The sequence below is a fragment of the Bradyrhizobium sp. CCBAU 53421 genome (genome assembly GCF_015291625.1).
Classification (GTDB): Bacteria; Pseudomonadota; Alphaproteobacteria; order Rhizobiales; family Xanthobacteraceae; genus Bradyrhizobium.
In genome coordinates, this window is record NZ_CP030047.1 from 3,934,307 (window position 1) to 3,961,076 (window position 26,770).

The 26,770-nt window shown below is 66.2% G+C and carries 28 protein-coding genes; 10 read left to right on the forward strand and 18 right to left on the reverse strand.

Going from position 1 to position 26,770, the window contains the following annotated elements:
- Positions 1-94 precede the first annotated feature (94 nt).
- The 8 genes from XH92_RS18570 to murI form a co-directional block, all read right to left on the reverse strand.
- Entirely contained in the window at positions 95-1,162 is a 1,068-nt protein-coding gene (locus XH92_RS18570) for a low specificity L-threonine aldolase (RefSeq protein WP_194460488.1), read from the reverse strand.
- A gap of 42 nt (positions 1,163-1,204) precedes the next feature.
- Entirely contained in the window at positions 1,205-1,414 is a 210-nt protein-coding gene (locus tag XH92_RS18575; RefSeq protein WP_371818084.1) for a type II toxin-antitoxin system RelE/ParE family toxin, read from the reverse strand.
- A gap of 64 nt (positions 1,415-1,478) precedes the next feature.
- A complete protein-coding gene (locus XH92_RS18580) occupies positions 1,479-1,706 on the reverse strand; it encodes a hypothetical protein (protein ID WP_194460489.1) in 228 nt (75 codons plus the stop codon).
- Positions 1,707-1,826: 120 nt separating this feature from the next.
- Positions 1,827-2,444 carry a 30S ribosomal protein S4 gene (rpsD, locus tag XH92_RS18585; protein WP_176530327.1) on the reverse strand — a complete coding sequence of 206 codons (618 nt, stop codon included), beginning with the start codon at positions 2,442-2,444 and terminating at the stop codon, positions 1,827-1,829.
- A gap of 270 nt (positions 2,445-2,714) precedes the next feature.
- Positions 2,715-3,500: an acyltransferase gene (locus XH92_RS18590; RefSeq protein ID WP_194460490.1), complete on the reverse strand. Its 786-nt coding sequence runs from the start codon at positions 3,498-3,500 to the stop codon at positions 2,715-2,717.
- A gap of 118 nt (positions 3,501-3,618) precedes the next feature.
- Positions 3,619-4,008 (reverse strand): cupin domain-containing protein, encoded by a 390-nt coding sequence (locus XH92_RS18595; protein WP_194460491.1) that lies wholly within the window; start codon positions 4,006-4,008, stop codon positions 3,619-3,621.
- 831 nt (positions 4,009-4,839) lie between these two features.
- Positions 4,840-5,616: an HpcH/HpaI aldolase/citrate lyase family protein gene (locus XH92_RS18600; RefSeq protein WP_194460492.1), complete on the reverse strand. Its 777-nt coding sequence runs from the start codon at positions 5,614-5,616 to the stop codon at positions 4,840-4,842.
- Positions 5,617-5,675: 59 nt separating this feature from the next.
- Positions 5,676-6,473 (reverse strand): glutamate racemase, encoded by a 798-nt coding sequence (gene murI / locus XH92_RS18605; RefSeq protein ID WP_194460493.1) that lies wholly within the window; start codon positions 6,471-6,473, stop codon positions 5,676-5,678.
- A gap of 275 nt (positions 6,474-6,748) precedes the next feature.
- On the opposite strand from murI, the gene XH92_RS18610 reads away from it, so the two are divergent.
- The gene (locus XH92_RS18610) at positions 6,749-7,348 is read left to right on the forward strand and encodes a cytochrome b (protein WP_194461321.1); all 600 of its coding nucleotides are present in this window, start codon (positions 6,749-6,751) and stop codon (positions 7,346-7,348) included.
- 79 nt (positions 7,349-7,427) lie between these two features.
- Positions 7,428-8,456, forward strand: coding sequence for an agmatine/peptidylarginine deiminase (locus XH92_RS18615; protein ID WP_246788484.1), 1,029 nt, complete (start codon positions 7,428-7,430; stop codon positions 8,454-8,456).
- Between the two features lie 67 nt (positions 8,457-8,523).
- Here the strand turns inward: XH92_RS18615 and XH92_RS18620 are convergent, their stop codons facing one another.
- From XH92_RS18620 to XH92_RS18635, 4 genes are all read right to left on the reverse strand, one after another.
- Positions 8,524-9,696, reverse strand: coding sequence for a M20 aminoacylase family protein (locus XH92_RS18620; RefSeq protein WP_194460494.1), 1,173 nt, complete (start codon positions 9,694-9,696; stop codon positions 8,524-8,526).
- A 204-nt stretch (positions 9,697-9,900) separates the two neighbouring features.
- Entirely contained in the window at positions 9,901-11,208 is a 1,308-nt protein-coding gene (gene purB, locus XH92_RS18625) for an adenylosuccinate lyase (RefSeq protein ID WP_194460495.1), read from the reverse strand.
- Between the two features lie 319 nt (positions 11,209-11,527).
- Entirely contained in the window at positions 11,528-12,196 is a 669-nt protein-coding gene (locus XH92_RS18630; protein WP_194460496.1) for a response regulator transcription factor, read from the reverse strand.
- Between the two features lies 1 nt (position 12,197).
- Complete coding sequence (locus tag XH92_RS18635; RefSeq protein ID WP_194460497.1) at positions 12,198-13,568, reverse strand: sensor histidine kinase; 1,371 nt, start codon at positions 13,566-13,568, stop codon at positions 12,198-12,200.
- A gap of 280 nt (positions 13,569-13,848) precedes the next feature.
- Here XH92_RS18635 and XH92_RS18640 point away from each other — a divergent pair, with 280 nt between their 5' ends.
- The 7 genes from XH92_RS18640 (at position 13,849) to XH92_RS18665 (ending at position 19,581) form a co-directional block, all read left to right on the forward strand.
- A complete protein-coding gene (locus XH92_RS18640; RefSeq protein ID WP_194460498.1) occupies positions 13,849-14,628 on the forward strand; it encodes a MotA/TolQ/ExbB proton channel family protein in 780 nt (259 codons plus the stop codon).
- Positions 14,625-15,314, forward strand: coding sequence for a hypothetical protein (locus tag XH92_RS18645; RefSeq protein ID WP_194460499.1), 690 nt, complete (start codon positions 14,625-14,627; stop codon positions 15,312-15,314). The genes XH92_RS18640 and XH92_RS18645 overlap by 4 nt, the downstream gene beginning before the upstream one ends.
- On the forward strand, positions 15,307-15,915 hold the full coding sequence (locus tag XH92_RS18650; RefSeq protein WP_194460500.1) for a hypothetical protein: 609 nt from the start codon (positions 15,307-15,309) through the stop codon (positions 15,913-15,915). Before XH92_RS18645 ends, XH92_RS18650 begins: the two co-directional genes overlap by 8 nt.
- Before the next feature lie 620 nt (positions 15,916-16,535).
- Complete coding sequence (locus XH92_RS43620) at positions 16,536-16,670, forward strand: hypothetical protein (protein WP_016843141.1); 135 nt, start codon at positions 16,536-16,538, stop codon at positions 16,668-16,670.
- On the forward strand, positions 16,667-17,260 hold the full coding sequence (locus XH92_RS18655) for a TetR family transcriptional regulator (protein WP_194460501.1): 594 nt from the start codon (positions 16,667-16,669) through the stop codon (positions 17,258-17,260). Before XH92_RS43620 ends, XH92_RS18655 begins: the two co-directional genes overlap by 4 nt.
- A gap of 108 nt (positions 17,261-17,368) precedes the next feature.
- The gene (locus XH92_RS18660; protein ID WP_194460502.1) at positions 17,369-18,109 is read left to right on the forward strand and encodes a metallophosphoesterase; all 741 of its coding nucleotides are present in this window, start codon (positions 17,369-17,371) and stop codon (positions 18,107-18,109) included.
- A 20-nt stretch (positions 18,110-18,129) separates the two neighbouring features.
- Complete coding sequence (locus tag XH92_RS18665; protein ID WP_194461323.1) at positions 18,130-19,581, forward strand: bifunctional serine/threonine-protein kinase/universal stress protein; 1,452 nt, start codon at positions 18,130-18,132, stop codon at positions 19,579-19,581.
- 12 nt (positions 19,582-19,593) lie between these two features.
- Here the strand turns inward: XH92_RS18665 and rpe are convergent, their stop codons facing one another.
- Positions 19,594-20,295, reverse strand: a complete 702-nt coding sequence (gene rpe / locus XH92_RS18670) for a ribulose-phosphate 3-epimerase (protein ID WP_194460503.1) — start codon at positions 20,293-20,295, stop codon at positions 19,594-19,596.
- Positions 20,296-20,546: 251 nt separating this feature from the next.
- On the opposite strand from rpe, the gene XH92_RS18675 reads away from it, so the two are divergent.
- The gene (locus XH92_RS18675) at positions 20,547-21,374 is read left to right on the forward strand and encodes an EF-hand domain-containing protein (protein ID WP_194460504.1); all 828 of its coding nucleotides are present in this window, start codon (positions 20,547-20,549) and stop codon (positions 21,372-21,374) included.
- Positions 21,375-21,465: 91 nt separating this feature from the next.
- Here XH92_RS18675 and XH92_RS18680 read toward each other — a convergent pair whose 3' ends face one another.
- The 5 genes from XH92_RS18680 to livM all read right to left on the reverse strand — a co-directional run bounded on the left by XH92_RS18680 (position 21,466) and on the right by livM (position 26,764).
- The gene (locus XH92_RS18680) at positions 21,466-22,461 is read right to left on the reverse strand and encodes a P1 family peptidase (protein ID WP_194460505.1); all 996 of its coding nucleotides are present in this window, start codon (positions 22,459-22,461) and stop codon (positions 21,466-21,468) included.
- Between the two features lie 117 nt (positions 22,462-22,578).
- Positions 22,579-23,697, reverse strand: a complete 1,119-nt coding sequence (locus tag XH92_RS18685; RefSeq protein ID WP_163163300.1) for a branched-chain amino acid ABC transporter substrate-binding protein — start codon at positions 23,695-23,697, stop codon at positions 22,579-22,581.
- 165 nt (positions 23,698-23,862) lie between these two features.
- Positions 23,863-24,612, reverse strand: a complete 750-nt coding sequence (locus tag XH92_RS18690; RefSeq protein WP_194460506.1) for an ABC transporter ATP-binding protein — start codon at positions 24,610-24,612, stop codon at positions 23,863-23,865.
- Positions 24,609-25,442: an ABC transporter ATP-binding protein gene (locus XH92_RS18695; protein WP_194460507.1), complete on the reverse strand. Its 834-nt coding sequence runs from the start codon at positions 25,440-25,442 to the stop codon at positions 24,609-24,611. Before XH92_RS18695 ends, XH92_RS18690 begins: the two co-directional genes overlap by 4 nt.
- Positions 25,439-26,764: a high-affinity branched-chain amino acid ABC transporter permease LivM gene (gene livM / locus XH92_RS18700; RefSeq protein ID WP_305825874.1), complete on the reverse strand. Its 1,326-nt coding sequence runs from the start codon at positions 26,762-26,764 to the stop codon at positions 25,439-25,441. The genes XH92_RS18695 and livM overlap by 4 nt, the downstream gene beginning before the upstream one ends.
- Between the last annotated feature and the right edge of the window lie 6 nt (positions 26,765-26,770).

Consider the following 26,770-nt stretch of genomic DNA (forward strand, 5'->3'; position numbering starts at 1 on the left):
CGTCATTGCGAGCGAAGCGAAGCAATCCATCTCGCCACTTGCCGAGAGATGGATTGCTTCGTCGCTACCGCTCCTCGCAATGACGGTGTGCGAACTATGCCCCGCGCACGATGTCCCTGACGTGGCCGATTGCTTCCTCGATCATCGCAGCCGTGACGTCGAGATGCGTGCAGGCCCTGATCCGGCCGTCCATCATTGCGAGCGTCACGCCGCGTTTGCGCAATTCGGCGACCATCTTGTCCCCGGAGACCCCGGCGCCGTCGGGCTTGAAGAACACGAGGTTGGTCTCCGGCGCCTGCACCGCGATGCCGTTGATCTGCGACAGTCCGCGCGCCAGCGCCCGCGCATTGGCGTGATCGTCGGCGAGACGGTCGACATGATGATCGAGCGCGTGGATGCAGGCGGCGGCGCAGACGCCGGATTGCCGCATCGAGCCGCCGAGCCGCTGCTTCCAGCGCCAGACGTCGTCGATGAACGCTCTGGTGCCGGCGATCACGCCGCCGGTCGGCGCGCCGAGGCCTTTCGAGAAATCGATCCAGGCGGAATCCCAGCCCGCCGTCATGTCGCGCGGTGAGATGCCCGACGCGACGGTCGCGTTCAGCAAGCGTGCCCCGTCCATGTGGGTGACCAGCCCATGGTCCTTGGCGATGCGCACGACTTCGTCGAGCGCCGCCTTCTTCCAGATCGTGCCGCCGCCGATATTGGCAGTCTGCTCGACGCTGACCAGCACCTGCGGCGGCTGGTAACGGGTGCGCGGATGCAGCGCGGCGCGGAAGGTGTCCGGCGTGAACTGGCCGTCATCGCCAGGCAGCTGCGTGATCTGGAAGCCGCCGAGCGCGGCATGCGCACCGCCCTCGCGTGCGACGATGTGCGCGGTCGCGTGCGCCAGGATCTCGTCGCCGGGGCGGCAATAGGCCAAGGTCGCCGCGACGTTGCACATCGTGCCCGACGGCATGAAGACGGCGGCCTCCTTGCCCAGCAGATCGGCGACGCGGGCGTTGAGTTCATTGGTGGTCGGATCGTCACCGACCTGCTCGTCGCCGACCTCCGCCATCGCCATCGCCTCGCGCATCGCCGGCGTCGGCTTCGTCTGTGTGTCCGACAACAAATTGATGCGGACGGCGGGCGCCTTCGGATCGGGCCGGGCAGGGGTGTAGTGCATGGCTATTCCTCATCGCTCCGCATTGGGGTTGCGGATTTGCCGCTAGCGTATAGGCCTCCGGGCAGCGTGACGAAACCGCATAATGATAATCTCGGTCGGCGTCACACGATAGTCGATCAGGTAGGGATATGGCGTGGCCGAAAGCCGGCGGACGCCTGGACGGCTCGTCACGCGCCCCGCACGAGGCTGCTCTTGCAGCAGCGTGATGAGCGCAAGGATGCGGTCGCGAACATGGGCCGCCCTTGAGGCGATCGTGCTTCGACATAGGAGAGCGCTCGATCAAGTTGAGCAAGCGCGTTTCGCGTATAACGGACGTTCACAGTCCGTGCTTCGTCCACATCGCATGAACTTCGTCCGTCGTCGCCAACTCGCCGCGTGCAATCTCGGCGTCAGCTTCGGCCAGATCGGCGTCTTCTTCCGGCGTGAGCTGGAGCGGTGGTTGGTCGACACCGGCAAGCTGCAGCATGATATGCGCGAGTTCGTCCTGCTCCGTGTCGGACAAATTTGAGACCGTGTCGAACGCCTGTTTAAGTAACCTGGTCATCCGCGAGAACCTCCACGGGCAGCCATGTGCCAAGCCGAGAATATAAGAGTAATCGTCTTGCGGCCAAACAAAAGGCCCCGGCAAAACCGGGGCCTTTCGGATCTCGCATGCGTGCTGTGATCAGCGCGAATAGAATTCGACGATCAGATGCGGCTCCATCTGCACCGGGAACGGCACGTCGCCGAGCGCCGGGATGCGGACGAACTTCGCGGTCATCTTGCCGTGATCGACCTCGAGGAAGTCGGGCAGGTCGCGCTCGGGCAGCTGGGCGGCTTCCAGCACCGGGGTCAGCTGCTTGGAGGATTCCTTGACCTCGATGGTGTCGCCGACCTTCAGCTTGTAGCTGCCGATGTTGACCTTGCGGCCGTTCACCTTGACGTGGCCGTGGTTGATGAACTGGCGCGCGGCGAACATCGTGGCGACGAACTTGGCGCGATAGACCACGGTGTCGAGACGGCGCTCGAGCAGGCCGATCAGGTTCTCGCCGGTGTCGCCCTTCAGGCGGCTGGCTTCGACGTAGATGCCGTGGAACTGGCGCTCGGAAATGTTGGCGTAGTAGCCCTTGAGCTTCTGCTTGGCGCGGAGCTGCACGCCGAAGTCGGAGAGCTTGCCCTTGCGGCGCTGGCCGTGCTGGCCGGGGCCGTATTCGCGGCGGTTCACGGGGCTCTTCGGGCGGCCCCAGATATTCTGGCCCATGCGGCGATCGATCTTGTACTTCGCCTCACTGCGCTTTGTCATCGCGTCCTCTTTGTGTAGCCGTCGCCATCCAGCGCCCGGCGTTTTGTCAGTCTAGGGTTTGAGGAGACGCGCCCTCCTGTGTACCGGCCAAAAGGCCCGTACCGACAGGTCCGCCTCGAAAGCTCGGGGAGAACCACGGGTCGCGAAACGCATCGCGGGCCGAAACCGGCCCGCGAGCAAGGGTGGTCTTAAGGAGAAAGTCCGGCCCTGTCAAACAAAACACGGGACGATTTGGGTCGAATCGGCGCCAAAACCGGCCGGTTTCGCCGCTCAGAGCCGGGTTCCGGCCGCCCGGACCGGCCGGGCCTCGGCTTGCGGCCGGATCGCACCCAGTTCCGCGGCGATTTCGCCGCCGAGCACCTGTTCGAGTCGGGTCAGGGTCCGGGCGATCAGGGCGGCGTCGCAAACCAGATGGTCCCAGCGCAGCACCACATCGACGGTGTGATCCGGCTTGATCACGCCATAGCTCAGCAGGAATGGCCCCGGGCTCAGCGCGTGCAACTCGCCCGGGCCATAGGCCGCGACCGAGGTCACGCCGAAGCTGCCGCAGAAATTGGCGCGCTGCCGGCCGCAATTCATCCCGATCGCCCATGCCAGGCGGCGCAGCGGAAACGGCAGGCGCGTCACACAGAGGATCTTGCGGAACGAGGGGATCTCATGCAGCGGCGCGGTCTTGGCGCGCCGGATCAGCGCGTCGACGTCGCCAAGCGCCATCTCGTCGGCCGCGCAGACGCGCTCGAACAGCACGCAATCCTCGCCCTTCTCGACGCGCGCAATGGCCACCATGCCGACGCTGCGCGGCAACTCGTAGAGGCAGGGCCACGGCCATTTGGCGTGCAGCGTACGCAGGGTGGGCTCGGTCTTGGCGATGAGCGCGAATGCCTTGACGAAGATGGCGGCCCAGCCCGGCGCCTGCGCCGCGCGTGCGCGGGCTTCGACCACCGCGCGAACGTTCAGCGAGCGCGTCAAGGAGACGAACGGCACGCCCGACGATGCGTACATCAGATCGGCGACGAGACGGCGCGGCAATGAAATCCGACGAAATTTACCGCGCATCTGTCCAGTTCATATCCCTGCAATCAGGCAAAAAATCCAACGCCCGGCGAGCCCGAATTGTTGCTCGCCGCACCTGAAGCCAGCATGAACCAACTGATCTGACGCCAACGGGTTCGGCTCACGGTGCCGGCTTGGCCAGGGGCTCGCCGGCCTTGACCACATAGACCCCCAGCACCCTGAGCGGCTTGTCGCCGGACGTCTTGGCGTCGTGCACCGCACCTTCCGGAATCTGGTAGGAATCGCCAGCTTTCAGCTTCAACGGCGGCTTGCCGTCGATCAGAAGCTCCAGCTCGCCTTCGAGCACATAGCCGGTTTCGGCGCCCGGATGGGTGTGACGACCCGACGCACCCCCGGCTGGAACCTCGGCAATCGCCGTCACCGTGTTGTAGCCCGCCGGGAAATCGACCTTCTGCAGCGGCGTCCGCTTGATGCCGCTCTGCTGCGCAAAGGCAGCGCCGGCACCGGCAAAGGCAATCACGGTGAGACCAAGCAGCAATTTCCTGAACATGCATTTTCCTCCCAAGGCGCGAAACTCTAGCAGCGCGGAATCGCGGCGGAAAGCGGGCGAAGTGTGATGTGGGCTTGCGACGTTCGGATAAGTCCGTTCGTCTAACAGCGCAGGCTTGCGTCGTTGGCGCGGCAGAGGTTACGCCAGGCTGACACGTTGTTTAGCCAAGGCCTGGGCCCAAAGCGGACATTAGCCCGCGTCGCGTCACCCGTCGATGCGCCGATGCTGCGCGCCATAGAGAAGAACACCGAAGGGTTCGATCTCATGGACCAGCGCCGTCTCTACCACTTCGCGAGAGGAGCTTCGAGGTGTGCACCCGTCCATGTCTCGCTTGATAGATAACCCCGACCGCGCGCCTGTCAGTATCGACGCACTCCAACGGCTCCTCTGCGGTATCCATACCGGCCAACTCCAACCGCCGCACATCCCCGTGGCCCGCAGCGAGCTGCAGCGCAACCTCTTGGCCCACATCCCGCAGCGCCTGCTCTATAGTACGCCTCACTCCGACCTCCGCCAAAGGTGACGAGACCGAGAATTACGGTGAGACTTAAAGCCAGGACACGAATAATCAGTGACATTTTCTTCTCCGGCGCTGTCCATACTGTCGCCCTAGATTGTACTGATCAGGCTTGACATGATTATCAGAAGCCTCGTGGCATCGACTATGCAAAATCGGACAGTGATTGATAGTCTCGGCGTGTTGCGCGTCGTTATCCGCTCATCGTAAGCGACGCTTTTCTCCCATTTGATTGAAGGGTTTCCGCTCGGGTACGGATGCCGTCGCCGACGACGAACGAGCGTGTCAATGCGTTTGCGCTGCCGCCCTCACGCTCAGCGCCTGATCCCCGCGAATGCCGTTGCGATGCCGCGCTGGAACAGCGACCAGTCGAAGCCGAGCGCCAGCGCGAGGTAGCCGCGATCGATCATCGCATTGGCCTGCTCGGCGGTGCGCGCGACGCCGCCGATCGGCACGCCGCTCTTCATGATGCCGTCCTCGGCGCGCTGCATCAGCGCGACCACTTCGGGATCGTCCGGCAGGCCACGTTTGTTGATCGAGGTGGCGAGATCACCGGGGCCGATCACCGCGAGGTCGATGCCTGGGGTCGCCATGATCTCGTCGATCCGGTTGACGGCATCGACATGCTCGATCGTGATCATGCAGATCATGTCGTCGTCGGCGGTCGCCATGTAGTCGTTCATCGAGACACCCCAGCGGAACGGTGCATGGAACGGGCCCCAGAGCCGGTCGCCCTTCGGCGGATAGCGCACGCTGCGCACCGCCTTCTCGGCGTCGCCGCGATTGCAGATCATCGGAAAATTGATGCCGAGCGCGCCGATGTCCATCGGCGCCTTGGCGAGGTGCGGCTCGTTGGCGGCGATCCGCACCATCGGCACGCACGGCGTGCCGGATGTCGCCACGATCATCGCATGCGCGGTGCCGAGATCGATCGGGCCGTGCTCAAGGTCGATAATGATCCAGTCCAGCGACTGCGCCATGATCTGCACGGTCTGGATGCTCGGAATGGTCGCGATCGCGCCGAAGGTCGGGCGCTTGTCGCGCCACGCCTTGCGCAGGCGGTTGAGCGGCGTCAGCGGAGCTGTGGTCAATTGCGGTCCTCCCTCGAACGAGAGCAGAGGCTAGCAGCGCGCTGTGACGGCGAAAAGGATCAGGCCGGGACGCGTCCGCCGAAGAACGGCGTCAGCGCCGCGGTCAGCTCGTGCGGGCGCTTCGAGGTGAAGATCATCTCGGCGCCGGCCTTGTCGCTTTCGGCGCCGGCAGGGCCGAGCAGGTCGGCGACGCGGCGGGCGATCGCCGGCGCCGGATCGATCCAGTCGACCGGCCAGGGCGCGAGCCGGATCAGGCGTTCCAGCAGCAGCGGATAATGCGTGCAGGCGAGCACGACGGTATCGGTGCGGGCCGGGTCATTGGCGCCGTCGCCGACGAAGCAGGGCGCGAGCTCGGCGGCGATCTCCTCGTCGCGCACCCGCTCGCCGCTGAGGGCGGCTTCCGCCAGCGAGGCAAGCTCGCCGGAGCCGACCAGCGTCACCTCGCAGCCCTGGGCGAAATCGGAGATCAGCTTGCGGGTATATTCGCGCTTCACGGTCCCCCTCGTGCCGAGCACCGAGACGCGCCTTGTCTTCGACGAGGCGCAGGCCGGCTTGATCGCGGGCACGGTGCCGACGAAGGGCAGCCGGTACGCGTCCCGCAGGTGCGACATCACCAGGGTGGATGCCGTGTTGCAGGCGATCACGACAAGGTCGGGCGCGTGGGCCGCGATCTGCTCGCCGACCAGCGGCACCACGCGGGCGATGATCTCGTCCTCGGTGTGGTGGCCATAGGGGAAGAAGGCATCGTCGGCGACATAGACATAGTGCGCGTCGGGCCGGGCGCGGACTACCTCGCGCAGCACGGTGAGGCCGCCGAGGCCGGAATCGAAGACGAGGATGGTCGGAGGAGTGGACACGATGAAAAGTCTATCCGAGGCAGGGTTACCATTCAGTTGTTTTGGCTATCCGGCCACTGGGGCCGACAAAAGGCGGTGAAGATAGAGCGTTTTCGAGCGAAGTGGGTACCGGTTCGCGTGAAGAAAACGCGTCAAAACAAGAGTCTAGAGCCCCGTTCCGAATTTATCGGAACGGAAGAGGCTCCAGGGAATTTCATATGGCCTTGGCCAATACCTGCAAGTATCACGGCAAGCTATTGCTGCGACGTGCGAAATCCAAACGGGGCCGTTCGACCATGATCCGCAATACCACCGCGAGCTGGGGCTCGCTCGCCCGCGCGTTCCACTGGGGGCTGGGCATCGCCATCATCGGCATGCTGGCCTATGGCTGGTGGATGAACCACATCCCGGCCCGGGCGGACAAGTTCTTCTACCGGTCGATCCATGCCGACATCGGCTATCTGGTGCTGCTGCTGACCGTGCTGCGGCTGGTCTGGCGCGGCGTCAACCCGACGCCGGCGCTGCCGGGCGACATGCCCTCCTGGCAGCGGATCGCCGCCCGGGTCAGCCATGGCGCGCTCTATGCCGTCACCATCCTGGTGGCGATGCTGGGCTGGGCGCATTCAGGGTCCCGCGCCCAGGACTATTCGAGCTTCTTCGGCCTGTTCCACGTTCCCCAGATCACCTCGCCCGACAAGGCGGCGGCGGATGCCTATGAGGATCGCCACATCTTCTTCGCCTATGTCTTGCTGGCGCTGATCGTGCTGCATCTCGCCGCGGTCGCCTTCCATCATTTCGTCAGGCGCGACCGGGTCGCCGCGCGGATGGTGGGGGCGGGCGATCTCGACAACGCCCCTGAGGCTGCGCCGGCGGCTACGCCCAGGGCGAGCGGATGATTGCCTAATCGTGGCATCGCACCGCCGGCGGCGCTAATCTGGCGTTGAACCCGGGAGGGCCATCGCGGCCGGAACGCTCGTGGACGATCTTGCGCGGGACACTACGAACTGGCGGATGCCGGACGAGGGCGCGCCGCATGCCGCCACCTGGATGGCCTTCGGCGCCAGCGCCGCGATCTGGGGCGGCAAGCTGCTTCCGGTCGCGCGGGAAAATCTCGCCACCATCGCCAAGGCGATCGCGGCCTATGAACGCGTCAACATGCTGGTGCGCGAGGAGGACCGCGAGATTGCCGCGCGGCTCTGCGGCCCCTCGGTCAGCCTCGTGGTTCAAGCGGTCGACGACGTTTGGATGCGCGACACCGGACCGGTGTTCGTGAGGGATCCGTCGGGGCAGCTCGGCGCCATCGGCTTCAACTTCAACGGCTGGGGCAACAAGCAACGCCATGCGCTCGATGCCGAGGTGGCCGCGCATGTCGCCCGTGCGGCGAAGGCTGCGTTCGTCAAGGCGGTCCTCGTTCTGGAAGGCGGCGGCATCGAAGTCGACGGTGAGGGGACGGCCATCATCACCGAGAGCTGCGTCCTCAACCCAAATCGCAATCCCGGCGTGTCAAAGCAAAAATGCGAGGCCGAATTGTCTCGCCTGCTCGGGCTGGACAAGATCATCTGGCTGCCCGGCATCGCCGGCAAGGACATCACCGACGGACATACCGACTTCTACGCGCGATTTGCCGGTCCCGGCGTTGTCGTGGCCGGCCTCGAGCCGGACTCGTCGTCGTTCGATCACGCGGTGACCAAACGGCACCTCGATATCCTGCGCGGCGCCATCGATGCGAAGGGCCGGCGTCTGGACGTCGTGGTGTTGCAGGCCCCGTCGACGGTGCGTCCAAAGCACGGCAGCAAGGACTTCGCTGCCGGCTACATCAATTTCTACGTCTGCAACGGCGCCGTGATCGCGCCCGAGTTCGGCGACGCGACCGCGGACCGCAACACGCGCGATATCCTTCGGGAACTGTTTGCGGACCGGGAGATCATCCAGCTCAACATCGACGGCATCGCCGCCGGCGGTGGCGGCATTCACTGCACCACACAGCAGCAGCCGCGTTCGTGATGTGAAAGGCCCGGCCGCGACGGATCGCGGCCGGCCTGTTGGCCGTTCATCGGTTGTGCAAGCGGCGCTAGCCCGCCGGCATCTGCTTCTCGACCAGGCGCACCCAGTAGGACGCGCCGTGGCCGAGGATGTTGTCGTTGAACTTGTAGGCCGGGTGGTGGCACATCGGGCCGTCGCCCATGCCGAGGAAGACGAACGCGCCGGGGCGCGCTTCCAGCATGAAGGCGAAATCCTCGGCGCCCATCACCGGCACCAGATTGTCGTTGACGCGGTCGGCGCCGGCCACATCGCGCGCGACCTCGGCGGCGATGCTGGCCTCGCGCGCGTGATTCAGCGTCACCGGATACATCCGTCCATAATCCGTCTCGGCCGAGCCGCCATAGGCCTTGGCGATGTTGGAGGCGACCTCGCCGATCCGGCGCTCGACCAGGTCGCGCACGCCGGGATCCAGCGTGCGCACGGTGCCGCCGAGCGTCACGGTCTCCGGGATCACGTTGAATGCGCTGCCGGCTTCGAACATGGTGATCGAGATCACCGCCGACTTCAGCGGATCGACATTGCGCGACACGATCGATTGCAGCGCATTGATGATCTGGGCGCCGATCAGCACGCTGTCGACCGCCTCGTGCGGCGCCGCGCCGGCGTGGCCGCCCTTGCCGCGGACGACGATCTTCAAGGTGTCCGACGAGGCCAGCATCGGGCCGGGCGTGGTTGCGAAATAGCCTTCGGGCAGGCCGGGCATGTTGTGCAGGCCATAGACCTCCTGGATGCCCCAGCGGGTCATCAGCCCGTCGTCGACCATCGCCTTGCCGCCGGCGCCGCCTTCCTCGGCGGGCTGGAAGATCACCACCGCGGTGCCGTCGAAATTGCGGGTCTCGGTGAGGTATTTCGCAGCGCCGAGCAGCATCGCGGTGTGGCCGTCATGGCCGCAGGCGTGCATCTTGCCGGGGATCTTCGAGGCGTAGGCGACACCCGAAGCCTCCGCGATCGGCAACGCGTCCATGTCGGCGCGCAGCCCGATGGTCTTGCCCGAGGCGGACTTGCGGCCGCGGATCACGCCGACCACGCCGGTGCGCCCGATCCCCGTCACCACCTCGTCGCAGCCGAACTCGCGCAGCTTGTCGGCGACGATGCCGGCGGTGCGATGCACCTCGTAGAGCAGTTCGGGATTCTCGTGGAAGTCATGGCGCCAAGCGGCCATTTCATCCGAGAGGGCGGCAACGCGATTGACGATGGGCATGGGCAGCGTCCGTTTCTTGTGAGCTTGTAGTGAACCGTGGTGGGCGGGTCAGCGTAGCGTAACCCGCCGGCTTGTCACGCCGAAAGCGACCGTCATTACGGGACGATTCGAACGCCGCTTCGCAAGTGCGAACTGTGGCATCCAGAGGTTGCGGAGCGAAATTCCGGAATCACGCGCGGTGCGCAGGCCCCGGAGTGACGGACGTCACGCTTCGCCGAACACCCGCTTGAAGATCGTGTCGACGTGCTTGAGGTGGTAGCCGAGGTCGAACTTCTCCTCGATCTCGGCATCCGTCATGTACTTCTTCACGTCGGGGTCGTTCTTCAGCAGCGTCTTGAAATCGCCTTCGCCGCGCCACACCGGCATCGCGTTGCGCTGCACGAATTTGTAGGCGTCCTCGCGGCTCGCGCCTTTCTGGGTCAGCGCGATCAAGACACGTTGCGAATGCACGAGGCCGCCGAGCCGGTCGAGGTTCTTCTGCATGTTCTGCGGATAGACCAGCAGCTTCTCGATCAGGCCGGCGAGGCGGACCAGCGCGAAGTCGAGCGTGACGGTGGCGTCGGGACCCATCATGCGCTCGGCCGAGGAGTGCGAGATGTCGCGCTCATGCCACAGCGCGACGTTCTCCAGCGCCGGCGTCACATAGGCGCGCACCATGCGTGACAGGCCGGAGAGATTCTCCGACAGCACCGGGTTGCGCTTGTGCGGCATCGCCGACGAGCCCTTCTGGCCCTCGGAGAAGAACTCCTCCGCTTCCAGCACCTCGGTGCGCTGCAAATGGCGCACCTCGACCGCAAGCCGCTCCACGGAGGCTGCGATCACGCCGAGCGTGGCGAAATACATCGCGTGGCGGTCGCGCGGGATAACTTGCGTCGAGACCGGTTCCGGGCGCAGGCCCATCGCCTTCGCGACGTGCTCTTCGACGCGCGGGTCGATCTGGGCGAAGGTGCCGACCGCGCCCGAAATCGCGCAGGTGGAGATCTCGTCGCGCGCTGCGACCAGACGGGCGCGGGCGCGTGCGAACTCGGCATGGGCATAGGCGAGTTTGAGGCCGAAGGTGACCGGCTCGGCATGGATGCCGTGGGAGCGGCCGATGGTCGGCGTCATCTTGTGCTCGAAGGCGCGCGTCTTCAGCGCCGCCAGCACCCGGTCGAGATCGGCAATCAAGAGGTCGGCGGCCCGCTTGAGCTGGACGTTGAGGCAGGTGTCGAGCACGTCGGAGGAGGTCATGCCCTGGTGCACGAAGCGCGCTTCGGGGCCGACGATCTCGGCGAGATGGGTCAGGAAGGCGATGACGTCGTGCTTGGTCTCACGCTCGATCTCGTCGATCCGCGCCACGTCGAAGGTGGCGTCCTTGCCCTTGGCCCAGATCGTCCTGGCGGCTTCCTTGGGGATTACGCCGAGCTCGGCCAGCGCGTCGGCGGCATGCGCCTCGATCTCGAACCAGATCTTGAAACGCGTCTGCGGCTCCCAGATGGAGGCCATTTCCGGGCGGGTATAACGGGGGATCATCGAGAACTCCGAATCGAGCGGGGCGGGGCGCGCAAAACCGCGCTCCGGCCAATTTGTTTTTACGCTGCGCTTTAGCAAATCGGGCCGGGCGAGGCCACCCATCCGGGGCATTTGGAGGGGAAAACCGCGGTTTTTGGAGGAGGGAAACCCGTTGGACCGGCTTCACCTCGCCCCGCGTGCGGGGAGAGGTCGGAACGCATTGTCAGATGCGTTCCGGGTGAGGGGGAGCCTCCGCGAGGTCGACTGTCACCGTGAACGCGGCGCCGGCCCCTCACCCCCGCCCTCTCCCCGTAAGAACGGGGAGAGGGGGCTCAGTCCGCTACAAATTCGCCAGCCCGCATTCGACGGCCAGGCGGACCAGCTGGGCGTCGGTCCGCATCCCGGTCTTGGCCTTGATCAGGTAGTGGTAGTTCTGCACGGTCTTGGTGCTGAGGTTGAGGTTGGCGGCGATCTGTTCCTTGGTGCTGCCGGCCGCGAACTGCCGGAGGATCTCGATCTCCCGCTCGCCGAGCTGGTCGAGGGCCGATTTGGCCGGCACCAGGCTGTCCAAGGCGAGCACCCGGGCGACGTCGTCGCTCATCGCATGCTCGCCGCGCGCCACCTGGCGGATCGCCGCGATCAGCTCGGCCGGCTCGCTGCCCTTGGTGACGAAGCCGGAGGCGCCGGCGCCAAATGCCGCCTTCACCTGGGCGGCCTCGCTGTGCATGCTGAAGACCAGGATGCGGGCGTCGGCATCGCGCGCGCGGATGTTGCGGATCGCTTCCAGCCCGCTGGCGCCGGGCATCGAGATGTCCATCACCACCACATCGGGCTGATGCGACTTGAAGGCGCGGTAGGCATTGGCGGCGTTGTCGGCCTCCGCGACCACGCTGAAATCGTCCTGATGCTCGAGCACGCGCCGATAGCCCTGGCGGACGACGGGATGATCGTCGACCAGCAGGATCGAGATGCCCCGGACCTTCGCCGTTGTCGTCGTCACGGTCGTCATCTCAGGCGGCAAGCGGGATCGTGGCGGCGACCGAGAGGCCGCGGCTGGCACGCGCGATCGACAGCGAACCACCGAGGGCTGCGACGCGCTCGCTGACGCCGGTGAGGCCGAAGCCCGCCGACTGCGCCACCTTGGCGGCATCGCCGCCGCCGTCGTCCTCGACCCGCACCAAGAGCGCGTTCTCGGTTCCGGTGCGCCGCTCGATCCGCAGCACGATCTCGCGCGCTGAGCTGTGACGCAGCGCATTGGTCAGGCACTCCTGCGCGACGCGATAGGCGGTGGCTGCGACCGTACCGCTGATGTCGGCGAGGTCACCCTGCAGATCGAGCTGGATCATCGGCTGCGTGGTGCGCGAGCGCCAGCTGTCGACGAGATCGACCAGGCTTGCCTCCAGCCCGAGCTCCTCGGCCGGGGGATGGCGCAGGCGATTCAACGTATCGCGTAGGCAGGCGATGATCCGGCGCGTGGCCTGCGAGATCATCCGCGCGTCCTGGGCGATTTCGGTACCAGCAGCGTACTTGTCGCCCGCGCTCGCCTCGATCGTGTTGGCGAAGGCCAGGATCGCGGTGAGGTTCTGGCCGAACTCGTCGTGCAGCTCGCGAGCCAGCGCACGGCGTTCGTCGTTGCGGATTTCGAGCAGCCGCCGTGTCAGCACGGTGCGTTCTTCCTCGGCCTGCGCAAGGCGGTCGCCGAGATCGCCGACGGCGCGTCCGATCATCGCAAGCTCCATCGAGCGGACCCGCGGCAGCGGCGTGCGGTACTCGCCGTCGGCCATGCGCCGCAGCGCCGACACGATCGAATGGGCGGGCGCCAGCGTGTGCGCGATCGCGAGCGAGGCGAGCAGCGCGATGGCGAGCGCCATCAGGAGCGCGACATGGATGTTGTCCAGGATGTGCTGCCAGGCGAGTGCGATCGCAGCGTCCGGATCGGCGATGGCGCCGACGGTTCCCGCGGTCGCGGCGCGGGCGCTGATCGGCCGCTCGACGGTCGCGTGTTCGCCGAGCACCGCCTGCACGGTGGCCGCGAACCAGCGCGGCGGCGCCTTGCCGATCCCCTTGCTCTGGCCGCAGAGCGGCTTCTCGAAGGCGCCGGCCGGTTCGAACTGCACGCAGATCCCCGGGGCGATCAGGCCCATGGTTTCGATCGTGCGCCAGTCCGGCGCCGGCAGCAATTGCTCGCGCATCCGGTTGCTGCGCAGCAACAATTCGCGCCAGTACAGTGCCTCGAGCGCCTGCGAGACCCGCTCGGCCGACGCCTGTGTGGCGCGATCGACGCTGCGATAGGCGTCGATCGTGGCCCAGACCGTGGCCGCGCCGAGGCACAGCGCGACGATGACGAGCAGGCGGGCGACCAATTGAAGCACGAGGCGCATGCGATCACTCCACGGCCGGAGCATGATCCGGAAAGGCGCAAAGCCCACGCGACAAACGCGGAACGCGTTTGCGCGGAGATCATGCTCAAACGAGAGGAGCGGAGCGTAACAGCAACCTCGCTGCGGGCAAGTGCGGGCGCGGGTCGCCATGCAGGTCGGGAAATTTGCCCGACGTAATTTGGGCAGATGTCTTTGGACGGCGCCCGCCGGCTCTGCTCTAACTGCAGGCGAGGCCCGCGCGGAGCCTCATGGAACTGTCGTCACAGGGAGCTCACGCAGCATGAATGCCAAGGTCGGCGCTGCGGCCGCATCGGCCGGCACGGATGCGGCGGAGCGCAGCGTGCTGCTGCTCTGGATGATCTTCACCGGCCTCTCGGTGTTCGCCGCCTTCCTGCTGTGGCGCTACGGGCTGATCCGCTTGATGGTGAGTTCCGACCGCACCTACATTTCCAGCGTCATCGCCGTGCTCTACATCGTCACCTGCATCCATTGCTTCTGGCGGACGCGGGCGATTGCGCGGGAAGGCGAGGTGGCGCGTTCCTGTCGCGCGATCCTCGCCGCGCCCGATGGCGCCAAGGCGCTCGCATCAGATGCGCGCGGCCTGCCTGGTGGCCTCGTCACCGATCACATCAGGAGCCTGGTGCAGAAAGCGGAGGCGCAAGCCAAAGGCCGCATCGACCAGACCCTGCTGCTGCGGACGCTGGCCGACCGCCTGCGCGGCTCGAACGGTTTCGGCGCCTTCGTTTCCGACACGCTGATGAAGCTCGGCCTGCTCGGCACCATCATCGGCTTCATCATCATGCTGGCGCCGATCGCCTCGCTCGATGCCGCCGACAAGGTCGCGATGAAATCGTCGATGGGCCTGATGAGCGACGGCATGGCGGTCGCGATGTACACGACGCTGGCCGGGCTGATCGGATCGATCCTGGTGCGGATCCAGTACTACATGCTGGATAGCGCGACCCAACGGGTGTTCTCCGACGCGGTCGTGCTGACCGAGACGCACGTCACCCCGGCGCTGGAACGCCGCCTTGGTACGCCCCTTGGAACGCCGCCATGATGGACGAGTTCGGGCTCTATCCGCGCGAGGAGCCGTTCGATCCGCTCGGCGTCATGCTGTTCAAGGCGCTGCAGGTGATCGCCTTCCTGTTCTTCCTGGCGCTGCTCGCGGTGTCGCCGGACTCCAAGGAAGGCAAGATCGAATCCAAGGCGGAGTTCATCATCACGATGGACTGGCCGGACAACCACCCTGACGATCTCGACCTGTTCGTGCAGGACCCCGCGGGCAACATCGCCTGGTACCGGCATCGCGAGGCCGGCTTCCTGACGCTTGATCGCGACGATCGCGGCGGCGCCAACGACTTCATCGTGGTCAACGGCAAGAAGATCGCATCCCCGATCCGCGAGGAGATCGTCACCCTGCGCGGCGTCGTCGCCGGCGAATACACCGTCAACGTCTCGCATTTCCAGGCGACCACCGGCGAGCCGGTGCAGGCCAATGTGAAGGTACAGAAGCTCAATCCGACGGCGCAGGTGATCTTCGACGACAAGCTGACCGTCGATCACACCGGCGACGAGAAGACCGCGGTGCGGTTTCGTCTCGACGTCGAGGGCAAGGTGATCAACGTCGACCGGCGGCCGAAATCGCTGCTCGAGACCTTCCGCAGCAACTGGCGCAACGGCGCCGACCTCGATCCGAACACCGGCGTTCCGAGATCCGGCGTGAGGGTGCTCCGCCGTGATTAGCCTGCAATCAGTGATCCTCACCATTGCGGTGGCCTATGCGGTGGTCGGCGCGCTGCTCTTGATCGTGCTGGTCTATGCGCGGCTGCATTGGTCGCTGAAGGCGGTCGTCATCGTCGTGACCAGCGCCTTCTATTTCGTCAGCTTCGGTGGCATGCGCGGCCTGCTCGGCTGGGCATCCGCTGAAAAGCTGCCGGTGAACTTCAAGCTGCTGTCGACGCGGATCGTCGAGCCGCATACGCTGGAGGGCGATCCGGGCTCGATCTATCTCTGGGTCGAGGAGCTCGACGAGGACAACCGGCCAAGCGCCGTGCCGCGTGCCTTCCGCATTCCCTACAGCGACGCGTTGGCCGAGCAGACCCACACCGCCGACAACGAGATCAAGGCGGGGCATCCGCAGGGCGGGCGGGCAGCCGATTTCGGCGGCGGCGACGGCACCATCATGGATTTCGTCAGGGAGTACATCACGCCGAAGACGATCGTGGAGACCACCGGCGGCGATTCCACCACCGGGACCTTCGTGGCCCCGCCGGCGGGCGCACAAGGATCGGTCTTCACACCGCTGCCACCGCCCCGGATGCCGCCCAAGGACGAGCAGCAGTAGGAAGGGTGCACCACCGCGCGGATGGCATAAAAATAGGGATCGCCAATAATCAGTCAGCCGGGTGGACAGTAGTCATCCGGAATCCCGCCAACCGTCAGCTGGGTGTAATCTAACTCCTAACCGGGGCTAGATTTTATCCCGAAGCCATTTTCCCGGCAAAGGGGCCGCTGCGTGAAGCGGCCCCTTTCGATTCCGGCGCGCATTTCCGTGTCGTGGGCCTCAGAGCACCGTCAGGAAGGCGATTGCGAGAACCATCAGCCACCCGACGATGACCAGCGACACCACCGCGCCGGCGGTGATCTTGGCGATCTCCTTGAAGGTCATCGGCCGGTCCATGCAAACCTCTCCCGGGGTAGCCGTAGCGAGAGATAGGCAGGGACCGACAAATCGCCCGGCCGCTCACGGAACGTTGTAGGCGCCATGCGGCCGAGCGGGTTCCCCGGCGGCCCCGCCGGAGCGCATAGCTGTCATCTTGCAAAGTTTGGCTGACAGATATTGAAATCTGTCAGCGAGATGGTGTATGTACTCACCATGCCCAAGGGAGGAGGGCGCCCAGTGGCTGTTCCGGCGTTTGGCCGGGGAAGCCGTACTTAATTTGACTACCTCGAAGGACTACCTCCATGACGATAGAAATCTTTCAATTGACCGCCCAGATTCAACAGTGGCTCAATCTTCGCGTCGCCCGCCACTTGGCCGCCCAGGCCGCCAAGTTCACCCGCGGCCAGGACAGCGATAACCAGACGGTAAACGCATGAACGAGGCGGTGGTTTTGACTCCCGAACGTATCCTCGAGGCAACTGAGGATGTCTTGAGACGTTTCGGGCTGACCAAGGCCACCGTAGTCGACGTGGCCCGTGCGCTGGATGTCAGCCACGGCAGCGTCTACCGTCATTTCCCCAGCAAAGCCTCGCTCCGCGACGCGGTCGCCAAACGCTGGCTCGACCGTGCCAACGAGCCGCTGTGCAAGCTCGCGGCAAGCGATGGCCCGGCGCCGGAACGGTTGGAGAAATGGCTGCGCACCGCCTTTTCGATCAAGCAAAAGAAGGTCTGCGACGATCCCGAGATGTTTGCGACCTACCTCGCGCTGGCGCAGGGCGCGCGCGAGGTGGTGGAAGCCTACAAGGACAAGCAGGTCGATCTGATCGCGAAAATCCTGTCCGATGGCGTCGCGCAGGGCGTGTTCGAGGTCGACGATGTCAAGGCGACCGCGCGCGCCGTGTTCGATGCGACCGTCCGCTACCATCACCCGGCGCATGCCGAGGAATGGGCCAAGCCCGAATGCCCGTCGCGGATAGACGCGCTGATCGCCCTGCTGCTGCGGGGCGTGCGGGTGTGCAAGCCCTGATCGATCCTTCTTCCGACATCATCTGAACCACCCGCCACCCGCGGCCCGATTGCGGGCCCGGGTCCGCGTGTGCTTGATATCGGGCAGGGATCATTCACGCGGACCACCATGCGGCTTGCACTCTTTGCCGATATCCATGCCAACCGGCAGGCCTTGGCCGCTTGCCTCGACGCCGCGCGTGCGCGCGGCGCCGAGCGGCTGATCTGCCTCGGCGATATCGTCGGCTACGGCGCCGATCCCGAATGGGCCGTCGACACGGTGATGGACCTCGTCGCCAAGGGCGCGATCGCGGTGCGCGGCAACCATGACAATGCGATCGGCACCCCGAGCGACAGCATGAATGCCGACGCGCAGGCCGCCATCGACTGGACCCGCGGCCGGCTCAGCGGCGGGCAGAAGCAGTTCCTCGCCGAGCTTCCGATGTCGCGGGAAGAGGACAACCGGCTCTACGTGCATTCCGAGGCATCCGACCCCGCGAAGTGGCGCTACGTCCGCGACACTTCGGATGCCGCGCGCAGCATGATGGCAACCGAATTGCAGATCACGTTCTGCGGCCACATCCATCGTCCCGGCCTCTACTCGATGTCCTCGACCGCGAAGATGACGAGCTTCGTTCCGACCGCGGGCGTTGCGGTGCAGTTGCTGACCGGCCGGCGCTGGCTCGCCGTGCTCGGCTCGGTCGGCCAGCCGCGCGACGGCGATCCCGCCGCATCGTTCGCGATGTTCGACACGATGAGCCGCGAGATCACCTATCACCGCGTGCCCTACGACGTCGCGACCGCCGCGGCGCGGATCAAGGCCAGCGGCCTGCCGCTCTGGCTCGCCGACCGCCTCGCTGTCGGCAGGTGACGCCGGTGGCGGCGCTGACGATGCAGCCGGGCGCCGAGATCGATGGCTTCACCATCGGCGAGCGCGTGCACCGCGGCGGCATGGCGACGCTGTGGACGGTCACCCATCCCGGAATCAATGTGCCGCTTTTGATGAAGGTGCCGCTCACTTCGGAGGGCGAGGATCCGGCGGCGATCGTCAGCTTCGAGATGGAGCAGATGATCCTGCCGCGGCTGTCGGGGCCGCACGTGCCGACCTGTTTCGGCAGCGGCGATTTCGAGCGCCAGGCCTATGTGGTGATGGAGCGCATCCCCGGGCAGACGCTCTACAAGCGGCTCGACGCGCTGCCGCTGCCGTATGAGGAGGTGAGGGTGATCGGCGGCAAGGTCGCCACCGCGCTCGCCAGCCTGCACCGGCAGAACGTGATCCATCACGACATCAAGCCGAGCAGCATCATGTTCCGCGAGCGCGGCGAGGCGGTGCTGATCGATTTCGGCCTCTCGCATCACCAGCATCTGCCCGATCTGCTGCAGGAGGAGTTTCGGCTGCCTTACGGCACCGCGCCCTACATGGCGCCGGAGCGCCTGCTCGGCGTGCGCGACGATCCGCGCAGCGACCTGTTTTCGCTCGGCGTGCTGCTGTATTTCTTCACCACCGGCGTCCGCCCGTTCGGCGAGACCGAGAGCCTGCGCGGCATGCGCCGGCGGCTGTGGCGCGATCCGTATCCTCCGCGCAGGCTGCGATCCGACTATCCGCCGTGGTTGCAGGAGATCGTGCTGCGGTGCCTGGAGATCGATCCGGCCGCGCGCTATCCGACCGCGGCGCAGCTCGCCTTCGATCTCGGCCATCCCGAGCAGGTGAAGCTGACGGCGCGGGCGCAGCGGCTCGATCGCGATCCGCTCGGCACAGTCTGGCGTCGCCGCTTCAATCTCGGCGCGGCGCCGCCGCAACCGAAGTCCAATGTCGCGGCCCAGCTCGCATCGAGCCCGATCGTTGCCGTCGCGCTCGATCTCGGCGAAGAGGCCGAGGCGCTGAACGAGACCATCCGCGTCACCGCCGAGCAGGTGCTGTCGACGTCGCCGTCGGCGCGGCTCGCCTGTGTCAACGTGCTGAAGCTCAATCTCCTGGCGATCGACCGCACCCATGACGAGCAGGGCCAGAACAAGCATGTCGACCGCCTGGTGGCGCTCCAGCACTGGGCGCGGCCGTTCAAGCTCGAGGAGGCGCGGCTGACCGTGCATGTGCTGGAGGCGATCGATCCGGCCGCCGCGATCCTGGAGTTCGCCGCGGTCAACCTGGTCGACCACATCATCATCGGCGCGCGACAGAACTCGATGCGGCGCGCGCTGCTCGGCAGCGTCTCCGCCAAGGTCGCAGGGGAAGCGCCGTGCACCGTGACCGTGGTGCGGCCGTCGCGGCTGACGCCGGCGACGGAGGCCGAAGACGGCGACGGCGCGGCGGATGCCGCGGCGCCGCCGCCCGCGTTGTTTTGAACGGCTAACCGGTCAGATCGCCTCGCCGCGCGCCTCGGCCGCTGCATTGCGGATCGCGGCGATGTTGGTCTTGTAGGCCTCGACGGTGCCGCCCTTGAACACGGCGGAGCCTGCGACAAAGGCATTGGCACCGGCGGCGGCGAGCTGGCCCGCGACGTCGGGCGCGACGCCGCCGTCGACCTCGATGTCGATCGGCCGGCCCGCAGTCATTGCCCGGACATCGCTGATTTTGCCGATCGCCGAGCGGATGAAGGCCTGGCCGCCGAAGCCGGGATTGACCGACATCACAAGCACGAGATCGATCAGGTCGAGCACATATTCGATCGCGCTCGGCGGCGTCGCCGGATTGATCGAGACGCCGGCCTTCTTGCCGAGCGCGCGGATCGCCTGCAGCGAGCGATGCAAATGCGGGCCGGCCTCGGCATGCACCGTGATGTGGTCGCAGCCCGCCTTGGCGAACGCCTCGAGATAGGGGTCGCAGGGCGAGATCATCAGATGGGCGTCGAAGATCTTCTTGGTGTGCGGCCGCATCGCCTTGATGACGTCGGGGCCGTAGGAAATGTTCGGCACAAAATGTCCGTCCATCACGTCGAGGTGGATCCAGTCGGCGCCGGCCTGGTCGACGGCGCGGACCTCCTCGCCGAGCTTCGAGAAATCCGACGCCAGGATCGACGGGGCGATAACGAGGGGACGCGGGGTGAATGACTGAGTCATAGCGCAGTTCCGAAAGACTTCAGGGGGCGACGGGTGATCCCGCCTAACATGCGGACGCGTGGCGGGCAATGCGAGCGGACGGCAGCGCACAGAGGGAAATTTCTGCCGTCGGCGGCAGCTCTTGCCGGGTGCGCGGAACCCGCATTGATGCACCAAGCCCTGGTTTTATTGGGTTTTTGCCATGGCACGCCGATTGCTGCGCCTTCGCCAAGCGTTTGAGCCGCCAGGCGCGGCCTTGTTGGAGTATTGCCATGTTATTTGCCATTGGCGCTGCGTCATCCGCCATCGATCTCTTGAGCTCGCTGATGTCGTCGAAGTCGACGACCCAGACCGGCAGCGCCACGCAGGGAAATCAGTCGACCGGGCTGTTCTCGGCCTCGACCGGCACCTCGACGTCGATCTCGGGCAGCACGGGTACAAGCTCGGGCAGCAGCAGCTCCACGCAGATTTCGCCGCTGACGATGAGCGCGCTGCTCGACGCGCAGAGCCAGTCGCAGACCACGGCATCGACCAGCGCGACCCCGACCGGCCGGTCGGATGCGCTGAAGGACCTGTTCTCGCAGATCGACGCCGACGGCAACGGCCAGATCACCAAGACCGAATTCGAGAATGCGCTCGGCGCCGGCGGCACCAACCTCGCGCAGGCCGACGACGTGTTCTCCAAGCTCGATACCAATGGCGACGGCAGCGTCAGCCTCGACGAGATGTCGCAGGCCTTGCAGGGCCACAAGGGCGGCGGCCATCATCACCATCACATGCAGAGCGGCTCGGCCGACGGCTCCGGCTCCAGCAGCGGCTCGGGCGGATCGAACTCCGATCCGCTGATGCAGGCGCTGAACGGCGCGACCTCGACCTCGGTGACCAACAGCGACGGCTCGACCACGACGACCACGACCTACGCCGACGGCTCCAAGGTGTCGATGACGACGCCGGCGACGGCGTCAACTACCGGCAGCACGAATTCGTCCTCCGCCGGCAACAACGCCACCTCGTCCTACAATTTCATCGAGCAGTTGATCCAGCGCCAGTCGCAGGCGATCTCCGCCCAGGCCTCGTCGTCGCTGTCGGTCAGCGCCTAAGGCGCGATGAAATCAAACTGAACGCGCGCTCACGGCAAACTCGCTGCACCTCCCCCGCAAGCGGGAGAGGAAGCACAGTCCCATCGCGGTCCTAGCCGAACCTGTCCCGCCAGCTCGGCAGCGCGCCGGGGAAGGGCAAGGCGGTCGCTGAATGGACGCCGCGGGCAATCGCACGCGCCACCGTGTTGGCGGCGACCCCGCCGAGCTTGGTCAGCCCGAACAGCGGATCGACCGGCTTTGCGCCGGTCGCCGCGGCAAACACCACATCGCCGTCGAGCGGAGCGTGCACCGGATAGATCGCGCGCGCCATGCCGGTCTGCGCGATCATCGCAAGCCGCCGCGCCTGCGGTTTTGTCAATTGCGCATCGGTCACGACAACAACCAGCGTGGTGTTCTCGGCCGCCGTTGCGTCCGCGCCGCCCTTCAGCCGCATCTTCAGCATGTCCGGCGTGAAGGCGGGCGGCAGGCCGCGTCCGCCGAACTCGCCATCGACCTCGAACGGCGCCGCCCAGAACCAGGGGCCGCTGCCGACCGTGACGCTGCCGACCGCGTTGACCACCGCGAGCGCCGCGACCTTGATGCCGTCGTCGGTCACAGCGGACGCCGAGCCGAGGCCGCCCTTGAGGTTGGCGGTGGTCGCGCCCAGGCCGGCGCCGACGCTGCCGAGCTGGAAGCTATCGGAGGCGGCATTCGCCGCCGCGTAGCCGAGATCGCGATAGGGAGGAAAGCGTCCCCACGCCTTGTTGCCGCCGTTGAACAGATCGAAGCAGATCGCGCCCGGCACGATCGGGATCACCGCGTCGCGGATGCGAAAGCCGCGGCCGCGCTCGGCGAGCCAGGCCTGCACGCCGCCGGCGGCGTCAAGTCCGAGCGCCGAGCCGCCCGACAGCGTGATGGCGTCGATCGCCTCGACGACGTTGTGCGGCGACAGCAGCGCGTCCTCGCGGGTGCCGGGACCGCCACCGCGGACATCGATCGAGGCGACCGCCGGCCGCTCGAACAGGATGGCGGTGACGCCCGAGGCGATCACCGCGTCGTCGGCGTGGCCGACGCTGACGCCGGCAATATCGGTGAGAAGGTTTTTCACGATGCGTCTATCCGCCTGCTGTCCGATCGATCCGGTATAGCAGCCGCGGCGGATAAGCAAAACGCCCCGGCTGGACCGGGGCGTTTCGTGTCTCAGATGGGATCGGACGCGAGAGGCTCAGGAGCCCTTCGGGTTGATCTCGGTGTAGTTGCCCTTGGCGTCCCACTTGTAGACGACGTAGTCGATCGCCTTGATGTCGCCCTTGGCGTCGAAGGCCATCTTGCCGAGCACGGTGTCCCACTCGCCGGCCTTGATGGTGTCCATCACCTTCTTGGCGTCGGTGGTGCCGGCCTTGGCGACGGCCTGCGTCCACACCTGCATCGCGGCGTAGGTGTAGAGCGTGTAGCCTTCGGGGTCGATGTTCTTGCTCTTGAACTTCTCGACGATCGCCTTCGCGGTCGGCTTGTTGCGCGGATCGGGGCCGAAGGTGAACAGCGTGCCTTCGGCGGCGGGGCCGGTGATCGAGGCGAATTCCTTGTCGTTCATGGCGTCGCCCGCCATCAGCACGGTCTGCAGGCCCTGGTCACGCATCTGGCGCAGGATCAGGCCGGCTTCCTGATGGTAGCCGCCGACATAGACCAGATCGATATTGTCACGCTTCAGGCGCGAGACGATCGAGTTGAAGTCCTTGTCGCCCTTGTTGTAGGACTCGAACATCTTCTCCTGGAAGCCGGCCTTGTTCAGCGCCTTCTTGGTCTCGTCGGCGAGGCCTTTGCCGTAGGTGGTCTTGTCGTTCAGGATCGCGACGTTCTTGCCCTTGTAGTTCTTCATGATGTAGTCGGCGGCGACCAGGCCCTGCTGGTCGTCGCGGCCGCAGACGCGCGCCACGTTCCAGAGCTTGCGCTCGGTGAACAGCGGGTTGGTCGAGGCCGGGGTGATCTGCAGCACGTTGGCGTCGGCATAGGCCTCGGAGGCCGGGATCGACGACGACGAGCAGAAATGGCCGGCCACGAACGGGATCTTCGAGGAGCCGATCTTTTCCGCGATCGAACGCGCCTGCTTCGGATCGCAAGCATCGTCGTCGGCTTCCAGCGCGAGCTTCTTGCCGAGCACGCCGCCGGCGGCGTTGATATCGGCGACTGCCTGCTCGGCGCCGTTCTTCATCTGCCGGCCAAAAGCGGATTCGGAGCCCGTCATCGGGCCCGCGACTGCGATGGTGATGTCTTGCGCGAACGCGCTCGCCGATAATGCGAACGACGCGCCCAGTGCCAGGCCGATCAGCTTCAGTGATTTCATGAGACGTCCCTCGTGGTCGTTGCCTCTTGCGGAAGGGCCCGGCACGCCGGGCCCCAAAACCGCGGGCATTCTCGGCTGATTTCGCGGCGAAGTCACCGGCAATTTTCAGGCAAATCGACGCTGGATCAGCCGCATCCTGCTGCAAGGGCGGCGCAAAATGGTGAGCTAGCCGCGGCGGCCGCCTTCCAGATAGGCGGCGCGGATTTCCGGGCGCTGCAGCAATTCGGCGCCGGTTCCGGCCAGCGTGATCAGGCCGTTGACCATGACATAGCCGCGATGGGCGAGCTTCAGCGCATGGTTGGCGTTCTGCTCGACGATCAGCACGGTGAGGCCGTCCTGCCGGTTCAGCGTGCGGATGGCGTCGAAGATCTGGCGCGCGATCAGCGGCGCAAGGCCGAGCGAGGGCTCGTCCAGCATCAACAGGCGCGGCCGGCTCATCAGGGCGCGGCCGATCGCGAGCATCTGCTGCTCGCCGCCCGACAGCGTGCCGCCGCGTTGTGCGACGCGCTCCTTCAGCCGCGGAAACAGCGCGAACACACGCTCCAGCCCGGCTTCGCGTTCGGCCTCGCTGCACTCGGTGGCGTCGGCGCCCATCTGCAGGTTCTCCGCGACGCTCATGCGCGGGAAGATCCGCCGGCCCTCGGGCGATTGCGCGATGCGTAGCCGCGCGATCTCGTGGGTCGCAACGCCGGTGATGTCACGGCCGTCGAATTCGATGGCGCCGGCGCGGGCGCGCGGCCTGCCGAAGATCGTCATCATCAGTGTCGACTTGCCGGCGCCGTTGGCGCCGATCAGGGCGACGATCTCGCCTCGATTGATCTCGATGTCGACGCCCTTCAGCGCCTCGATCTTGCCATACGCCGCACGCACGCCGCGCACCGCGAGCAGGGGTGTGGTGGCCGCTGCCGCGCTCACGTGCCGCTCTCCATCACGGCGATTGCCTCTTCCTCGTCGGCGCCGAGATAGGCGGCGATCACCTTGGGGTCGTCGCGCACGACTTGCGGCGTGCCTTCGGCGATCTTGACGCCGTAGTCCATGACCACGACGTGATCGGAGATCTCCATCACGACCGACATGTCATGCTCGATCAAAAGGATCGAGGTGCCCTGTTCGTTGCGGATCGACAGCAAGAGCTCGTTGAGCCCGCCGCTCTCGCGCGCGTTCAGTCCGGCCGCCGGCTCGTCGAGACAGAGCAGCGCGGGTTCGGTGCACATCGCGCGCGCGATCTCGAGCCTGCGCTGGTCGCCATAGGGCAGATTGCCGGCGGCGTCGTCGGCGCGCTCGAGCAGGCCGACGCGGTTGAGCCAGGTCCGCGCCAGCTCGATGGCGCGCTGCTCGGCCTCGCGCCAGGACGGCAGGCCGAGCAGGCCGAGCACGGTCAGGCCCGAAGCGCGCATCAGCGCGTTGTGCTGGGCGACCATCAGGTTTTCCAGCGCGGTCATGCCGGGAAACAGCCGGATGTTCTGGAAGGTGCGCGCCACCTTGGCCTGCTTGGAGATGCGGAAATCGTTCAGCCGCTCGAGCTGGATGGTGCGGCCGTCGTCATGGGCGAGGCGGATGGCGCCGCCGCTCGGCCGGTAGAAGCCGGTGATGCAGTTGAACACCGTGGTCTTGCCGGCGCCGTTCGGCCCGATCAGGGCGGTGATCTTGCGCCGCTCGGCGGCGAAGGAGAGCTCGTTGACCGCGACGATGCCGCCGAAGCGCATCATCAGGCGGTCGACGGTGAGGATGGGATCGCCGCTCATCCGTGGCCCTCCTTGACGAGGTCGGACGAGATCGCCTGGTTGCGTTCCAGGAACACGGTCGGCGCGCGATGGCCGATCAGCCCGCGCGGCCGCCAGATCATCAGCAGCACCATCGCGATGCCGAACACCAGCATGCGGTATTGATCGAGGCCGCGGAACAGCTCGAAGCCGCCGATCATGGTGAGCGCGGCCAGCGCGACGCCGAGCTGCGAGCCCATGCCGCCGAGCACGACGATCGCCAGCACCAGCGCCGATTCCTGGAAGGTGAAGGATTCCGGGCTGATGAAGCCCTGCCGGGTGGCGAAGAACGCGCCGGCGAAGCCGCCGAACATCGCGCCGGTCGCGAACGCAGTCAGCTTGGTGGTCGTGGTGTTGATGCCGAGCGCGCGGCAGGCGACCTCGTCCTCGCGCAGCGCCTCCCAGGCGCGGCCGATCGGCAGCCGCCGCAGCCGGATCGTCACCCAGTTGGTGAGCAGCGCCATCGCCAGGATCAGATAGAACAGGAAGACGAGGCGGTGGGTCGGCGAGAACTCGATGCCGAGCTTGGCGGCGAGCCCGTCGTCACCCGGCGTCAGCGGAATGCCGAACATGGTCGGACGGGGAATCCCCGAGACGCCGTTGGGACCGCCGGTCAGGCTTTGCCAGTTGATGATGACGAGGCGGATGATCTCGCCGAAGGCGAGCGTCACGATCGCCAGATAATCGCCGCGCAGCCGCAGCACCGGGAAGCCGAGCAGCACGCCCCAAAATGCCGCCAGGATGCCGGCGAGCGGCAGGCAGACCCAGAACGACAATCCGAAATTGGTCGCAAGCAGCGCGTAGGAATAGGCGCCGACCGCATAGAACGCGACATAGCCGAGGTCGAGCAGGCCGGCGAGGCCGACCACGACGTTCAGGCCCCACCCCAGCATCACATAGGTCAGCACCAGGATCGACAAATCGAGAATGTAGCGCTGATTGTAGAAGATCACCGGCACGAGGAAGGTGAACACCAGCAGCGCGGGCGCCAGCCAGCGGCCGGCGAACGACATCGCCGATTGCACCGGCTTCGGCACGATGCGGTCCTTGTCGACCGGACCCCACCATTGCCGCAGCAGCTCGATGATGATGCTGCCGCCGAACACGGTGCCGACGAGGGCGGCGAGGTCGCCGAACCGCGTCCAGTAGATCAGGCCGCCCTGCGGCCCGGCCTCGGTGCGAATGCCGATCATCAGCGAGAACAGCACCAGCGCGACCAACGCGCTGATCAGGGCTTTCTTGAGAATGAAGGCGCTGCCCGAAGGCTGCGCGGCGGGCGATGGGCGGGCTGAGGTCGCGCTCACGAAGTG